Raw genomic sequence first — 16,029 nt, 5'->3', positions numbered from 1 at the left:
GAGTTATTCTTAAGGAAAGTACGAAAGTACTTGACAGGATACGGATGTATAAGATATATTTAATGTGCAGTTTTGAATGAGTAGTGAATAATTGTTATTTAAGAGGCTTTAAAGCCTCTTTTTTATTATCATCAATTTATATATTATGTAGATATTATATAGATTAGAAAGTTTTAATAATATTGTTATATACAATAATATCAGTATTTAAACATCAGCATTTAAATATAAGTATTCAAGTAGATAATATATTGGACAATATTCATATTTTGCATAATTATATGTAATAGCAATTGAAATTATGTATGTGATTTGTTATAATATTCCAATAAAAGTACGGGATTTATGGAGGATAAAACTATATGGAAACTAATATATTAATGGAAAGTGGTACTAATGAATTAGAGGTGCTTGAATTCATAGTTGGAGGGAATCATTATGGAATTAATGTCGCTAAGATTAAAGAGATAGTTCCATATAGCAAGGTTACACCAGTACCTAATTCACATCCTTGTGTAGAAGGTGTGTTTATGCCAAGAGATTTAATGATAACAATAGTTGATTTAGCTAAGGTTATTAAGTGTGCACCTTCTAAAGATATTACAAAGGATATGTTTATTATCACTAATTTTAATAAGCTTAATGTTGCATTTCATGTGGCATCGGTTGTTGGAATACATAGAGTATCCTGGACAGATATTATTAAGCCAGACAGCACAATAAGCAGTGCTGACAGCGGAATTGCAACAGGTGTTGTTAAGATTAATGGACAGTTAATTATCATTCTTGACTTTGAGAGAATTGTATCAGATATAAGTCCAGAGACAGGATTAAAAGTATCAGATATTGAAAAGCTTGAAGGAAGAACTAAGAATGAAGCACATATTGTAATTGCAGAGGATTCTCCATTACTTATGAAGCTTATTTCAGACTCACTTATTAAGTCAGGATATGATAATCTTACATTATGTGCTAATGGACAGGAGGCCTGGGAGAATCTTGTTGCTCTGAAGGATTCAGAAGATGCACAGATGGATGTAGCTTGTGTTATAACTGATTTAGAGATGCCATTAATGGATGGACACAGATTGACAAAGCTTATCAAGACAGATGATAAATTAAAGAATATACCAGTTGTTATATTCTCATCATTAATTAATGATCAGATGAGAGCTAAGGGAGAAGCATTAGGAGCTGATGTACAGTTATCTAAGCCAGAGATTGGATTGTTAGTTAATGAGATTGATAAACTTCTCAGATAATATTATTTATGTTATTATGGTGTTATCTATATAATGATAGCACCATAATTTATTGTTAAGGCTGTGAGGATAGATATGGAATATACATTACAAGATTACTGTAATAGAATTAGAGAAGATGTTAAAGATTATGATTATATATTAATAGGTCTTGGTGATGAAGCACTTAATAATAATGATGGTAATCTTATAGATATGCTTAATAAGTTTGGTGAACTTCTTGATAAGAATAATTATTTTATTATATCGTCTACCAAGCATAATTATCTAGGTGAATCAACAATAAATCCCAAAAGAATGGTTTGTCCATATATTAATGAAGATGAGAAACAGTGGGATTTTTACAACAAATGGTTATCAGCGACATTGGCTAAGAAGCTGCTTGTTATTGAGATAGGGGAAGGATTTAACAATCCTAATCTTATAAGGTGGCCATTTGAGAGAATTGTTATGATTAATGATAAAGCACATTTTTACAGGGTACATAGTACGTTTTATCAGATACCTAAAGAAATAGCAGACAAAGCTTGTACAATGAAGATTAACTCATATGAAGTATTGAAAGAGTTAGTTAATGTTGTTAATTAATATTCTTTATGGTAGAATTTTATTTATAATTTTACGAAGGTGGTGGAATTGTGGCAGAGAATGAAGAGGATTACCTTGATGGCTTATTGAAATCATTATCTGAAGATGAGAATGCACAATCAGAGAATAAGGATGAAGAGGAAGAACAGATCAAAGAGCAGGTAAGGGAAGCCTTTGAAAAGTCTAATGAGAAGAGTACTAAATTTGAAAATATATATGATGATGAGGATGGAAATCTTAATGACGATAATATAGAAGATTTATTAAAAGATGTTATGACAGTTCCTCGTCATATGGCGGCTTCTGATACGGAGGAAACATTTATAACTGATGATACAGTATCAGAATTAACTCCTGAGGAAGTTGCTAAGAAGGCACAGGAAGCAGATAAGCAGACAGAAGCAGATGATACATCTAAGGATAAGCAGGCAGATGAAGCTATTGATAAGATGTTAGATGACACTCCAGTTGATGAAGCTGCTGGTACTAATCTTGATAAGAACGATGAGCTTATGGATGATATGGGTTTATCAGATACCGAAAAAGACCGTCTTGCAAGTATGAATTTGGATGATCTTATAGGTGAGATGAATGATAATGCAGATGAATCATCTATGAATGAGCTTCTTAAAGAGAACGGTATGCAGTCAGAAGATGAGGTAGCTGCTGAGGATACATCATCCGATAATTCAGCTTCATCAGCAGATAATGCTTCTTTAGGCAATGCTGATAATGAGGCAAATGCAGCTTCAGATAGCACATCTGATGACAATGGCACAGAAGCAGCTAATAAAGACAGTGTGCAGAATAAAGCTTCAGATGCCGATGAAGCACAGGCTGATAAAGCTTCTATGAAAAAGAAGCACAACAAAAAGCAAAAGAAAAAAGATAAAAAAGGTATTTTTTCTGTTATAAAAGACATTTTCTTTGAAAGTATTGAAGATGATCTTAATGAAGCAAATGTGGCAACAGGCGATGGAGAATTGCTTGAAAAGACTGCTGATAATGCAATAGCTGCTAAGACTAACACAGTGGATGATGGAAAAGAGCAGGATGAGAATGAGAAGCTCATTGATGAGGTATTTCATGGTAAAGCTAATCTTGACCAGCCAGAAGCACCTAAGAAGGGCTTAATTGCTAAGATTAAGTATAGGTATCAGCAGTTTAAGATTAGGCAGGAAAAAGAAGGTAAGCTTGAAGAAGAACAGGAACAAATAGAAAATCAGCAGAAGGCTGAGGCTAAGGAAGCAAAAAAGGCTCAGGCTGAGGAGAAGAAGAAACAGGCTGCAGCTAAGAAAGAAGAAAAGAAAAAGCAGGCTAAACAGGCAAAAGATAAGAAGCCTAAGAAAGAAAAGAAACCTAAAAAAGTTAAAGTTAAAGAACCACCTAAACCAGGTGATATTCTTAAGATTAAACCAAAATCAATCATTTTATTTATATTACTTATAGCAGGAATTATTATGCTTATACAGGTATTTGGCTATAGTATCAATTACAACAGTAAAGTAAATGCAGCTAAAGATTACTTTATCAATGGCGAATACGAGAAAGCTTATAATAGTTTAAGTGGTATGAACCTTTCAGGTAATGAAGAGACAATATATAACCAGTCAAAGGTTGTTATGTATGTTCAAAGACAGTATGAGTCATATCTTAATTACAGAAAGATGAATATGAATACAGAGGCAATTAATGCTCTTATAAAGGGTGTTGACAGATATCAGACATACAGGGCTGAAGGTAAAGAATTAGGCGTAGATGATAAGATGAAGGAAAGCTATGATAAGATTATCAATGCACTTAAGGATACATATAAGATATCAGAGACAGAAGCTATATCTTTAGCAGATATGTCTAATAGCGATTTTGTTACTTATTATTACAAGATAGAAGCATATGGAGAGGCAGTAAAATGATAGCGATTATTGACTATGATGCAGGCAATCTTAAGAGTGTTGAGAAAGCGTTAATAGCACTCGGTGAAGAAGTTATAGTATCCAGAGATTCAAGTGAGATACTTCAGGCAGATAAAGTTATTCTTCCTGGAGTAGGTTCATTTGGTGATGCGATGAACAATCTGGATCGTTTTGGACTTGTAGATACAATTAAAAATGTTGTAGCTAAGGATACACCATTTCTTGGAATATGCCTTGGACTTCAGCTTTTATTCAAGGAAAGCGAAGAGACACCAGGAGCTGAAGGTCTTAACCTTCTTCCAGGAAAGATATTTAAAATTCCAGCTAAGGAAGGCTTTAAGATACCACATATGGGCTGGAATTCCTTAAATGTTAAGGATAATGCGAGATTGTTTGCAGGAATCAATGCTAATCCATATGTATATTTTGTACATTCATATTATCTAAAAGCTGATAATGATGATATTGTAGCAGCGTCTACTGAATATTCAACACATATTCATGCTTCAGTAGAAAAAGGTAATCTTTTTGCGTGTCAGTTCCACCCAGAAAAGAGTAGTGAAACAGGCTTAAGAATACTTAAAAATTTTGCTGAATTATAGAATGGAGAATGTTATATGTTTACTAAAAGAATTATACCATGCCTTGACTGCAAAGATGGACGAGTTGTAAAAGGTACTAATTTTGTTGATTTAAAGGATGCTGGAGACCCAGTTGAAGTTGCTGCAATGTATGACAAATCAGGAGCTGATGAGCTTGTATTTCTTGATATAACAGCTTCAAGTGACGGAAGAAATACAACTGTTGATTTAGTAAGAAAAGTTGCTGAAAAAGTATTTATTCCATTCACTGTAGGCGGAGGAATACGAACAGTAGATGATTTTAAGGTGCTTTTAAGAGAAGGTGCTGATAAGATATCTATTAATTCAGCGGCAATTATGGATCCAACACTTATATCAAGGGCGGCTGATAAGTTCGGCAGTCAATGTGTGGTTGTTGCAATAGATGCCAAAAGACAGGAAGATGGTCATTGGAGCATTTATAAGAATGGTGGAAGAGTTGATATGAATATTGATGCTGTTGAGTGGGCTGTTAAGGCAGAACAGCTTGGAGCAGGAGAGATACTTCTTACAAGTATGGACTGTGATGGTACTAAAGCAGGATACGATATTGAACTTACAAGAGAGGTTGCCTCTAATGTATCAATTCCAGTTATAGCCTCTGGTGGGGCTGGCAATATGGAGCATTTTTATGATGCCTTTACAGAAGGTATGGCAGATGCTGCATTAGCTGCTTCTTTATTCCATTATAAAGAGATGGAGATAAATGATTTAAAGCAGTATTTATCTGATAAGGGAATACCTATAAGATTAGTTAAGTAGATATTGGAGGGTGTTATTATGTCAATGATAACTAATGATTGGAAAGATGCTTTAAGTGATGAATTTAAGAAAGATTATTACAAAAAGTTGTATACATTTGTAAAAGACGAATATAGCAGATGTGTTGTCTATCCTCCAGCAGACGATATTTTTAATGCATTTCATTTTACACCTTTAAAAGATGTTAAAGTGCTCATATTAGGACAAGACCCATATCACGAGGTAAATCAGGCACATGGGCTTAGTTTTTCGGTTCTTCCGGGCAATCCTATTCCTAAGTCACTACAGAATATATATAAAGAATTACACGATGACTGTGGCTGTTATTATCCTAATAATGGCTACCTTAAAAAATGGGCTGATCAAGGCGTACTATTGTTAAATACAGTATTAACAGTAAGAGCTCATAATGCTAATTCACATCAGGGAATGGGCTGGGAACAGTTCACTGATTCAGTTATCAATGCGGTTAATATGCAGGACAGACCGATAGTATATATGCTCTGGGGTTCACCAGCACAGAGAAAGATACCTATGCTTACCAATCCTAAGCATCTTATATTAAAGTGTCCACACCCTAGTCCTTTATCAGCATATAGAGGATTTTTTGGATGCAGGCATTTCAGCCAATGTAACGAATTCCTTGAAAGCCATGGAGTTGAGCCTATTGACTGGCAGATAGAGAATATCTGATATTATGAATATTTTAAAATAAATAAAAAGCAGCGTTGATTGACAACCCTTAATAGTAGGTTGTCAATCAACGCTGCTTTTTACTTAGAAAATAAAACTACGGAAGAAATGTCTATTCATCAAAATCTTCTTCTGAACCTGCAACAGCTCCTATTACAGCAATAATTACTACAACTGCAAATATAGCAACTGCAACACCAATAATTGGTCCTAAAAATAATAAAAAGTTCATATTACCGACCTCCATTTATTAGTATTATACACTTGAAATTATTTAATTTCAATATATTGAAATTAAATATTTCAGCATATTTATTATATACAGATGTTTCTATAACACATATGTATACAATAAATATGCAACACTCAGCCTTTTATATAAGTTCACGGTAATAAATCTGATTTAGTAAACATCAGACATTAAAGGTTCTTGTTAGCAGTAGCAAGCATAAGCTTAATTCTGTTAAGCTGGTTAACTTCTGATGCACCTGGGTCATAATCCACGGCGATTATGTTAGCTTCAGGGAATGCTGCACGTAATTCTTTGATTACGCCCTTACCAACAATGTGGTTAGGAAGGCAGGCAAATGGCTGACAGCATACAATATTTCCAGCACCGTTATGAATAAGCTCAATCATTTCACCAGTAAGAAGCCAGCCTTCACCAGTCTGGTTACCAAGTGACACAAGGTCTTTGGCAAGAGCAGCAGTTTCTTTAATTGAAGATGGAGCATCAAACCTCTTGCTCTGTGCTAATGCTTCGTTACCAGCTTTTCTGAACCACTCAAGCAATTTAATTACCACGTTATTGATAAATGCTGACTTAGATGAAGCACCAAGGTACTTGTGTTTGAAGTTAGCATTTTCTGCACAATAAAGAAGAAATCCCATAAGATCTGGAACAACAGCTTCAGCACCTTCAGCTTCCAATAAATCTACAAGATAATTGTTAGCGGCGGGAAGAAATTTAACAAGAATTTCTCCAACAACACCAACTCTAGGTTTTTTAATATCAAGAAGTTCAATATTATCAAAATCGTGAACTATATCACGCAGATTTTTATTGAAGTCTTTCATTCTTACTTTGTCAGAAGTAAGCTGCTTTATACATATCTCTTTCCAATGTTCGTGAAGTGCGTTAATAGAGCCTTTTTCCTTCTCATAAGGTCTTGTTCTGTATACAACATTCATAAATACATCACCGTATTCAATAGCCATCATAGCTTTCTTTAACATAGGCAGATCATACTTAAAGCCTGAGTTAGACTCTAGTCCCTGTGCACTTAAAGAAATAACTGGTATGTATGCAAGATTAGCTTTCTCAAGAGCACGTCTTATAAATCCAATATAGTTAGAAGCACGACAGCCACCACCAGTCTGCGTAATTATAATGGCAGTCTTGCTTAAATCATATTTACCGGAAAGAACCGCGTTCATAATCTGTCCGACAACCATTAAAGAAGGGTAGCAGGCATCATTATTAACATATTTAAGTCCCATATCTACAGACGATTTATTATCATTGGCAAGAACTTCGAAGTTATATCCACACGAATTAAGAGCAGGTTCAAGCAGGTCAAAATGTATTGGTGACATCTGAGGGCAGAGAATAGTGTAATTCTTTCTCATCTCAGGTGTGAATTCAACACGCTTGTATGCACTTGAAACTAACTGTCGCTGGTAATTTTTCTTGTCCCTTACTTTAAGTGCGGCAATAAGTGATCTGACACGTATTCTTGCAGCACCAAGGTTATTAACCTCATCAATTTTAAGAACTGTATATATTTTGCCAGACTTAGTAAGAATATCATTAACGGCATCTGTAGTAACTGCATCAAGTCCACAGCCGAATGAATTAAGTTGTATAAGATCAAGATTATCCTGAGTCTTGACATAGCTTGCTGCGGCATACAGACGTGAGTGGTACATCCACTGGTCCATAACAATAAGTGGTCTTTCAACATTTCCAAGGTGGGCAACGCTGTCTTCAGTAAGAACGGCTATTCCATATGAGTTGATAAGTTCTGGAATACCATGGTTAATCTCGGGGTCAATATGGTAAGGTCTTCCAGCGAGTACAATACCACGTTTGTTATTTTCTTTAAGGTATTTAATAACTTCTTCACCCTTATTATGCATATCAGTTCTTGACTGCATCAGTTCTTCCCACGCATCGTGAACAGCAGCCTTGATTTCTGGTGCGGGAATTAAAGGAAATTCTGCTTTAAGTCGTTTGGCAAGAATTTCTTCACTTTCAAATGAGAGGAAAGGATTTCTGAAATCTATATTTTCTGTCTTTAATTCTTCAACGTTGTTCTTAATATTTTCTGCATAAGAAGTTACAATAGGGCAGTTATAGTGGTTATTAGTGTTATCAATCTCTTTATGTTCATAAGGAACACAAGGGTAGAATATGAGTTTAATACCTTTCTTGATAAGCCAGCTTATATGTCCGTGTGCAAGCTTGGCTGGGTAACACTCAGACTCAGAAGGTATTGATTCAATACCTAATTCATAAATCTTTCTTGTGGATTGAGGCGAAAGAACTACACGGTATCCAAGCTTAGTAAAGAATGTGAACCAGAAAGGATAGTTCTCATACATATTAAGTACTCTAGGAATACCAACAGTTCCACGCACTGCAAGGTCAGCGGATAATGGTTCATAATCAAAAAGTCTATGGAATTTATAATCAAAAAGGTTAGGAAGATGTTCTTTATTTCGTTCTTTTCCAAGACCTCTTTCACATCTGTTACCAGTTATAAACTGCCTGCCACCAGAGAACTTATTAATAGTAAGGTGACAACTGTTAGTACAACCCTTACATCTTGTAAGTGTTGTTTCATATGTAAGACGGTTGATCTTATCTATTGAAAGCATTGATGATTCAGATATGCCGTCATATCTTTCCCTTGCGATAAGAGCAGCTCCGAATGCTCCCATAATACCAGCAATATCAGGTCTTATGGCATCAACACCTGTAATCTTTTCAAAACTTCTTAATACTGCATCATTATAGAAAGTACCACCCTGTACAACAATGTGCTTTCCAAGGTCGTTAGGGTCAGCAATCTTAATAACTTTATATAAAGCATTTTTGATAACTGAATAAGCAAGACCGGCAGAAATATCAGCGACTTCCGCACCTTCTTTCTGAGCCTGCTTGACTTTAGAGTTCATAAATACTGTACATCTTGTACCTAAATCAATAGGGTGCTCGGCAAAAAGTGCAGCTTTGGCAAAGTCCTGAACAGAGTAGTTAAGCGACTTTGCAAATGTTTCGATAAATGAACCACATCCTGAAGAACAGGCTTCATTAAGCTGGACAGAATCAACTGTCTGGTTCTTTATCTTAATACACTTCATATCCTGTCCGCCGATATCTATAATACAGTCAACCTCAGGGTCAAAGAATGCAGCAGCATAGAAGTGGGACACAGTTTCAACTTCACCTTCATCAAGCATAAGTGCTGACTTGATAAGAGCCTCACCATAACCTGTTGAACAGGCCTGCACAATCTTAGCCTTAGGTGAAAGCTTTGTATAAATGTCTTTAACAGCCTTGATTGTAGTATCAAGAGGAGAACCGTTGTTGCTTGAGTAAAATGAGTATAATAAATTACCATCTTCATCTACTAAAGCAGCTTTAGTTGTTGTAGAGCCTGCATCAATACCAAGGTAGCAGTTACCTTCATAAGTGATTATATCAGCAGTCTTTACATGATGTGCATTATGTCTTTTAGTGAAATCATCATAAGCTAACTGATTGGCAAAAAGTGGTTCCATACGTTCAACTTCAAATTCAAGCTTGATTTTGCCTGAAAGTCTTTTGATAATATCTGCAACATTTACACATACATTTTCATCATAATTCATAGCAGAGCCAACTGCCGCAAACAAATGAGAGTGGTCAGGTGCTATAACCTGTTCAGGTGTTAAGCTTAATGTGCGGATAAATGCCTGCTTAAGTTCTGATAAGAAATGAAGCGGACCACCAAGAAATGCCACATTGCCACGGATAGGCTTGCCACACGCAAGACCAGAGATTGTCTGGTTGACAACAGCCTGAAAAATAGAAGCTGATAAATCTTCCTTAGTAGCACCCTCGTTAATTAGAGGCTGTATGTCTGATTTGGCAAATACACCACATCTTGCGGCAATAGGGTATATTGACTTGTAATTCTTGGCGTACTCATTAAGACCAGAAGCATCTGTCTGTAAAAGTGAAGCCATCTGGTCGATGAAAGAACCTGTACCACCTGCACATATACCATTCATACGCTGGTCGATACCATTAGTAAAATATATAATCTTGGCATCTTCACCACCAAGTTCTATTGCAACATCACACTGAGGTGCATAATCCTGAAGTGCTGTAGATACAGCGACAACTTCCTGTGTAAATGGTACTTCAAGATGCTTGGCAAGTGTAAGTCCGCCAGAACCTGTGATAACAGGGTATATTTCAAATTCACCTAACTGAGCGACAGCCTTTTCAAGAAGAGATTGTAAGGTCTCCTGAATATTAGCAAAATGTCTTTCGTAGTCAGAAAATAAAATATTATTATTATCATCAAGAATAGCGATCTTTACTGTTGTAGAGCCAATATCAATACCTAATCTGTATTTGTTCATAGTCATTACGGCAGAGCCGACCTCCTTGTTAATTATATCGTGTCGAAAAATATATAATAAAATCGAAAAGTTACAATCCGACATATTATATAAGAAATGACACAGAAATTCAACACTTGTTAGAACATTGTTTATATAAAATTAATAATACTATTATTGTTATATAATTGACAAACATAGGTTTTGTTTTTATACTTTTATTATTAAATCGCTTTAAATATACATAATTTAATAATGTGGGAATTATTCCTGCGGAAATGAGGAGTTTAATGGATTGGTTTCAGAAACTAGAAAGAAAGTATTCTAAATATGCAATACAGAATTTAATGATGTATATTATTGTGTTATATGCTGTAGGTTTTGTATTCGAGGTGTTTGCACCTGGGGTTTACAGCACATATCTTTCATTGGATTTTGCATATATATTTAAGGGACAGATATGGCGGCTTGTAACATTTATTATACAGCCACCATCAACAAGCATAATATTTGTATTCTTTTCACTTTATTTCTATTATCTTATAGGAACAGTGTTAGAGAATATATGGGGGTCATTTAAGTTTAATGTGTATTTCTTCTCGGGAGTAATACTTAATATAATTGCGGCTCTTATAATATATCTTATATTTGGCATAAGTTTTAATATGAGCACACATTATATTAACCTTGCTTTATTTATGGCTTTTGCTATGGAACAGCCGGATATGGAAGTGTTGTTGTTCTTTGTAATACCGATCAAGATTAAATGGATGGCACTTCTTGACGGAATAGTATTTGCAATAATTATTCTTGGAGGCTTTATTGTTCCAACAATTGCAGTAAGCGGAGTGAACTTTGGCTGGACTATGTGGAAAGGTTTATACAATGCAGGACTTCTGTCAGGAAGCGGAATGGGATGTTATGCCAATGCGATTGCAGCTTTAGTGTCTATGATTAACTTTATAATATTCATTACAGTGTCTAAGAGAAGACCTTTTAAGACTTCTACACAGAAGAATTATAATAAGGCTATGCATACAGCAGGAAAAGCACAGAAGAATAATGGCAGCAGACAGAGCTTTAATGAAACATTTTATAATGCCAATAGTGAAAAGACAACATGGCAGGGGGCTAATAAGCCATACAGACCTGCTAATGGAACACCTAAGCACAAATGTGCTGTGTGTGGAAGAACGGAATTAGACGATGAAAATCTTGTGTTCAGATTCTGCTCAAAATGTGCTGGCAATTATGAATATTGTAATGAACATTTATATACACATATTCATATTGGCAAAACACAATAATATATGGTAATATGATGGTATATATTATTAATAACACTTAATTATCATAACAATTTCAGAATGGGTATTGCTATTTTATGTGTTATTAAGTATAATTTGTTGGATTGTTTTGAATTTAATTTATTTTATTTACTTGGAGGTTATAATGAAAAAGACTAAGGTTATATGTACTATGGGTCCTAACACTAATGATAGAGAGCTTATTAAGCAGCTTGCACTTAGTGGTATGGATATTGCAAGATTTAATTTCTCACATGGTGACCATGAAGAACAGGCAGGCCGTTTTGCATTAGTTAAGAGCGTAAGGGAAGAGATTAACAAGCCTATAGCTACACTTCTTGATACAAAAGGACCAGAAATCAGAACTGGTGTGCTTAAGGATGACAAGAAGGTTACACTTAAGGAAGGTCAGAAGTTCACACTTACAACAAGAGATATTGTAGGTGATGATACTATTGATATGATTACTTATGCAGGTCTTCCAGCAGATGTAGCTAATGGTAATACTATTCTTATTGATGATGGTCTTATTGAGCTTAGAGTAGAAGAGGTAGTCGATGGTACGGATATCGTATGTACAGTAATCAATGGTGGTGAACTTGGTTCTAAGAAGGGTGTTAATGTACCTAACGTAAGCATTAAGCTTCCAGGTATTACAGATAAAGATAAAGATGATATTATATTTGGTATTGAACAGGGATTTGATTTTATTGCAGCTTCATTCGTAAGAAATGCAGCTTGTATTCAGGAAATCAAGCAGCTCTTATGGGAGCATGGTGCTGATATTCCGGTTATCGCTAAGATTGAGAATGCAGAGGGTATTGAAAATCTTGATGAAATTATCAAAGTTGCTGATGGAATTATGGTTGCCAGAGGTGATATGGGTGTAGAGATTCCAGCAGAAGATGTTCCTCATTACCAGAAGGAAATTATCAAGAAGTGTAACGCAACATATAAGCCGGTTATTACAGCTACACAGATGTTAGATTCTATGATTAGAAATCCACGTCCTACAAGAGCCGAGGTTACTGACGTTGCTAACGCTATCTATGATGGTACAGACGTGGTTATGCTCTCAGGTGAAACAGCTAATGGTAAGTATCCACTTGAAGCATTAAAGATGATGGTTAAGATTGCTGAAAGAACAGAGCAGGATATCAAGGGAAGATCTGCAGATATCGCTAAGGTTCACAGCAAGAGAAGCATTTCAAGTGCTGTATGTAACGCAACAGTTCAGACTGCTGATAACCTTAATGCAAAGGCTATTGTATGCCCAACAATTTCAGGATTCACAGCAAGACTTACATCTAAATTAAAGCCAAATGCAGAAATTATCGGCTGCTCACCATATGATAATGTTCTTAGAAAGATGCAGATTTATTGGGGAGTAAGACCATTAAAGACAGCTACAGAGACTTCAACAGATAAGATTATTGAGCACGCTTTAGTTGTATCTGAGCAGGCTGGATATGTAGAAGAAGGAGATACAGTTATCGTATCTGCCGGTATCGCTACAACATCTGATCCATCAGCTAAGAGAGGTCTTACTAATACAATGAGAGTTGTTACACTCTAATATTATAGCTGGTATAAGATATTTCAGATAGTTATATAAGCCCACAAAACCTTGTGAAATTGGTTTTGTGGGCTTGTTTTAAGTTGGTTAGAACACTACATAATTGAAAATATAAAAATTGAATGATATAATAATCGAAAAATAAATATACGTAATTATATATATGCAATGGGAGTGATGTAGATGAGTTTTTGAAACCAATTAAGGAGGTTAGAATAGAATATGCAGCTTGATATTAAAAAAAATAGCAGAATAGTTTGATAATAACATAGGTGTATATTAAAGGATTTGAATATGAGCATAAAAAAGATATTGATATGGCTCCCAGCCATTGTTATGGCAATGATTATATTTGGCTTTTCAAAGCAGGATGGGGAAGAGTCATCAGGGCTAAGCTATAAGGCGGCGGATATTATACTTACAGTGTGTGATAAGGCTGGAATTATAGATTGTAATGAGAATAACAGGGAAAGTATGATAGAGGCGGTGCAGTTTCCAATAAGAAAAGCTGCACATATGACAGAATATGCAATTTTTTCAATATTTGTAATGATTGCACTTATAGTTGATGGGATTAAGGGTGTAAGGATTCCTGTCATATCAGCAGTTATAGCAATAGCATTTGCAGCAACAGATGAGTTTCATCAGACATTCGTGCCAGGTCGGTATGGTTGTGTGTTAGATGTGTTGATAGATGCGGCAGGGAGCATAATAGGACTTATTATAGTATATATTATATATAAAAATATGTGTAAACATAAAGGTGAAAAATGCAATAATATTAATTGATAAAGATATAATGAGTGCAAAAGCACTCATCTTAAAAGTTCCTAATGGAACTTTGTATGTGCTGAAAAGCAGCACAAGAATAAAGATATAATGAGTGCGAAAGCACTCATCTTAAAAGTTCCTAACGGAACTTTGTATGTGCTGAAAAGCAGCACAGGAATAAAGATATAATGAGTGCAAAAATATGATATAACGCTTGCAAAATTAGCAACTATATGGTATAAGCTTTAGTAGACATATGATAATCAGGTGTCGAATATCAGAATATAATATTTTATTATGCAATTTTCATAATAAGTTGTATGAGGTTGACAGTAAGATTATCATCTATATTAATATAATGCGATGATGGAAACAAGTAGGCATAACAGTAAGCAACAGAAAGTAGCCGGCTGATGAGAGGCACAGTGGATAGTTATTCTGAATACATTCCGTAGCAGCAAACTGAAAGGCATATAGTGCTTAGTAGGGGCGACGTGTGGTACACGTTACAGTATCAAGGATCATAAGACCCGTTAAGGTGAACAGTGTGAGCTGTTTATGAATAAAGGTGGTAACACGGAGCATATGCTTTCGTCCTTTAACAAGGATGAAAGATATGCTCTTTTTTGTTATTAACAGGGTTATGTATCATTTATCAAATAATAACGTAATAGGAACAGGAGAACAGAAATGGCAGAAATGACAGTTTATGACGAGTTAGTTGCAAGAGGATTAATTGCACAGGTAACAGATGAAGAATTAATTAAGAATTTAATTAATAATGGAAAGGCTACATTCTATATTGGTTTTGATCCAACAGCGGATAGTCTTCATGTAGGACATTTTATGGCACTCTGCTTTATGAAAAGACTTCAGATGGCAGGCAATAAGCCAATCGCATTAGTCGGTGGCGGAACAGGTATGATTGGTGACCCATCAGGCAAGACAGATATGAGAAAAATGCTTACACCAGAGCAGATTGAGCATAACTGTGAGTGCTTTAAGAAGCAGATGAGCAAGTTCATCGATTTTTCAGATGATAAGGCTTTATTTGTAAATAATGCAGACTGGCTTTTGAAGCTTAACTATGTTGACCTTTTAAGAGAAGTCGGTGCGTGCTTCTCAGTTAATAATATGTTAAGAGCTGAGTGCTACAAGCAGAGAATGGAGAGAGGTCTTACATTCCTTGAATTTAACTATATGATTATGCAGAGTTACGATTTCTATATGTTATACCAGAAATACGGTTGTAATCTTCAGTTTGGTGGAGATGACCAGTGGAGCAATATGCTTGGTGGTACAGAACTTATCAGAAGGAAGCTTGGTAAGGATGCTTCAGCTATGACGATCACACTTCTTCTTAATTCAGAGGGTAAGAAGATGGGTAAGACAGTAAGCGGTGCTGTATGGCTTGATCCAGAAAAGACTTCTCCATATGAGTTCTACCAGTATTGGAGAAATGTAGCTGATGCAGATGTATTAAAGTGCATCCGTATGCTTACATTTTTACCACTTGAGCAGATTGATGAAATGGATAAGTGGGAAGGTGCACAGCTTAATAGAGCTAAGGAAATACTTGCATTTGAACTTACTAAGATGGTTCATGGTGAGGAAGAAGCTAAGAAGGCAGAGGAAACAGCTAAGGCTATATTTACATCAGGTGATGCGGCTAATATGGCAGCAGTTAAGCTTGAAGATGATGTCTTTACAGATGGAAGCATTGATATTGTATCGTTAATTCACGCAGCAGGTCTTGCAGCTACTAAGTCAGAAGCAAGAAGAGTTGTCTCACAGGGCGGTGCTTCTGTTGCAGGTGAAAAGGTATCTGATATAGCAGCAAAGTTTGATAAAGAATTCTTTGCTGGTGATGGAGTAGTTGTTAAGAAGGGTAAGAAGTCATTTATAAAGGTACAGGCATAA

Annotated in this window: 11 protein-coding genes; 10 read left to right on the top strand and 1 reads right to left on the bottom strand. The window is 35.5% G+C overall.

Annotated features, from left to right (window positions below):
* Window positions 1–362 precede the first annotated feature (362 nt).
* From WMO14_RS02425 to WMO14_RS02400, 6 genes are all read left to right on the top strand, one after another.
* On the top strand, window positions 363–1,262 hold the full coding sequence (locus WMO14_RS02425) for a chemotaxis protein (protein WP_022501160.1): 900 nt from the start codon (window positions 363–365) through the stop codon (window positions 1,260–1,262).
* Window positions 1,263–1,337: 75 nt separating this feature from the next.
* Window positions 1,338–1,850, top strand: a complete 513-nt coding sequence (locus WMO14_RS02420) for a hypothetical protein (protein WP_022501161.1) — start codon at window positions 1,338–1,340, stop codon at window positions 1,848–1,850.
* Window positions 1,851–1,900: 50 nt separating this feature from the next.
* The gene (locus WMO14_RS02415; RefSeq protein ID WP_055174989.1) at window positions 1,901–3,766 is read left to right on the top strand and encodes a midas domain-containing protein; all 1,866 of its coding nucleotides are present in this window, start codon (window positions 1,901–1,903) and stop codon (window positions 3,764–3,766) included.
* Window positions 3,763–4,368, top strand: coding sequence for an imidazole glycerol phosphate synthase subunit HisH (hisH, locus tag WMO14_RS02410; RefSeq protein ID WP_055306665.1), 606 nt, complete (start codon window positions 3,763–3,765; stop codon window positions 4,366–4,368). Before WMO14_RS02415 ends, hisH begins: the two co-directional genes overlap by 4 nt.
* A 15-nt stretch (window positions 4,369–4,383) precedes the next feature.
* Window positions 4,384–5,148, top strand: a complete 765-nt coding sequence (gene hisF, locus WMO14_RS02405; RefSeq protein ID WP_022501164.1) for an imidazole glycerol phosphate synthase subunit HisF — start codon at window positions 4,384–4,386, stop codon at window positions 5,146–5,148.
* 18 nt (window positions 5,149–5,166) lie between these two features.
* Entirely contained in the window at window positions 5,167–5,841 is a 675-nt protein-coding gene (locus WMO14_RS02400) for a uracil-DNA glycosylase (RefSeq protein ID WP_022501165.1), read from the top strand.
* A 420-nt stretch (window positions 5,842–6,261) separates the two neighbouring features.
* Here the strand turns inward: WMO14_RS02400 and WMO14_RS02395 are convergent, their stop codons facing one another.
* Window positions 6,262–10,476 (bottom strand): acyl-CoA dehydratase activase-related protein, encoded by a 4,215-nt coding sequence (locus tag WMO14_RS02395; protein WP_349153208.1) that lies wholly within the window; start codon window positions 10,474–10,476, stop codon window positions 6,262–6,264.
* 269 nt (window positions 10,477–10,745) lie between these two features.
* Between WMO14_RS02395 and WMO14_RS02390 the strand changes: the two genes are divergently transcribed.
* From WMO14_RS02390 to tyrS, 4 genes are all read left to right on the top strand, one after another.
* Window positions 10,746–11,762, top strand: a complete 1,017-nt coding sequence (locus WMO14_RS02390; RefSeq protein ID WP_022501168.1) for a DUF1751 domain-containing protein — start codon at window positions 10,746–10,748, stop codon at window positions 11,760–11,762.
* A 145-nt stretch (window positions 11,763–11,907) separates the two neighbouring features.
* Window positions 11,908–13,338, top strand: coding sequence for a pyruvate kinase (gene pyk, locus WMO14_RS02385; protein WP_022501169.1), 1,431 nt, complete (start codon window positions 11,908–11,910; stop codon window positions 13,336–13,338).
* Window positions 13,339–13,632: 294 nt separating this feature from the next.
* Window positions 13,633–14,127 (top strand): VanZ family protein, encoded by a 495-nt coding sequence (locus WMO14_RS02380; protein WP_022501170.1) that lies wholly within the window; start codon window positions 13,633–13,635, stop codon window positions 14,125–14,127.
* A gap of 681 nt (window positions 14,128–14,808) precedes the next feature.
* Entirely contained in the window at window positions 14,809–16,029 is a 1,221-nt protein-coding gene (gene tyrS / locus WMO14_RS02375; RefSeq protein ID WP_055175095.1) for a tyrosine--tRNA ligase, read from the top strand.

Origin of the sequence: Lachnospira rogosae (ex Hitch et al. 2025) (genome assembly GCF_040096455.1) — a bacterium.
GTDB lineage: Bacteria > Bacillota > Clostridia > Lachnospirales > Lachnospiraceae > Lachnospira > Lachnospira rogosae.
This window is presented reverse-complemented; position numbering and strand designations above follow the sequence as displayed.

What these genes read in the sequence shown, in the direction of transcription:
- pyk (WP_022501169.1), top strand. Translation starts at nt 11,908, where the DNA reads ATGAAAAAGACTAAGGTTATATGTACTATGGGTCCTAACACTAATGAT.
- hisH (WP_055306665.1), top strand. Translation starts at nt 3,763, where the DNA reads ATGATAGCGATTATTGACTATGATGCAGGCAATCTTAAGAGTGTTGAG.
- WMO14_RS02390 (WP_022501168.1), top strand. Translation starts at nt 10,746, where the DNA reads ATGGATTGGTTTCAGAAACTAGAAAGAAAGTATTCTAAATATGCAATA.
- hisF (WP_022501164.1), top strand. Translation starts at nt 4,384, where the DNA reads ATGTTTACTAAAAGAATTATACCATGCCTTGACTGCAAAGATGGACGA.
- WMO14_RS02380 (WP_022501170.1), top strand. Translation starts at nt 13,633, where the DNA reads ATGAGCATAAAAAAGATATTGATATGGCTCCCAGCCATTGTTATGGCA.
- WMO14_RS02420 (WP_022501161.1), top strand. Translation starts at nt 1,338, where the DNA reads ATGGAATATACATTACAAGATTACTGTAATAGAATTAGAGAAGATGTT.
- WMO14_RS02400 (WP_022501165.1), top strand. Translation starts at nt 5,167, where the DNA reads ATGTCAATGATAACTAATGATTGGAAAGATGCTTTAAGTGATGAATTT.
- WMO14_RS02425 (WP_022501160.1), top strand. Translation starts at nt 363, where the DNA reads ATGGAAACTAATATATTAATGGAAAGTGGTACTAATGAATTAGAGGTG.
- tyrS (WP_055175095.1), top strand. Translation starts at nt 14,809, where the DNA reads ATGACAGTTTATGACGAGTTAGTTGCAAGAGGATTAATTGCACAGGTA.
- WMO14_RS02395 (WP_349153208.1), bottom strand. Translation starts at nt 10,476, where the DNA reads ATGAACAAATACAGATTAGGTATTGATATTGGCTCTACAACAGTAAAG.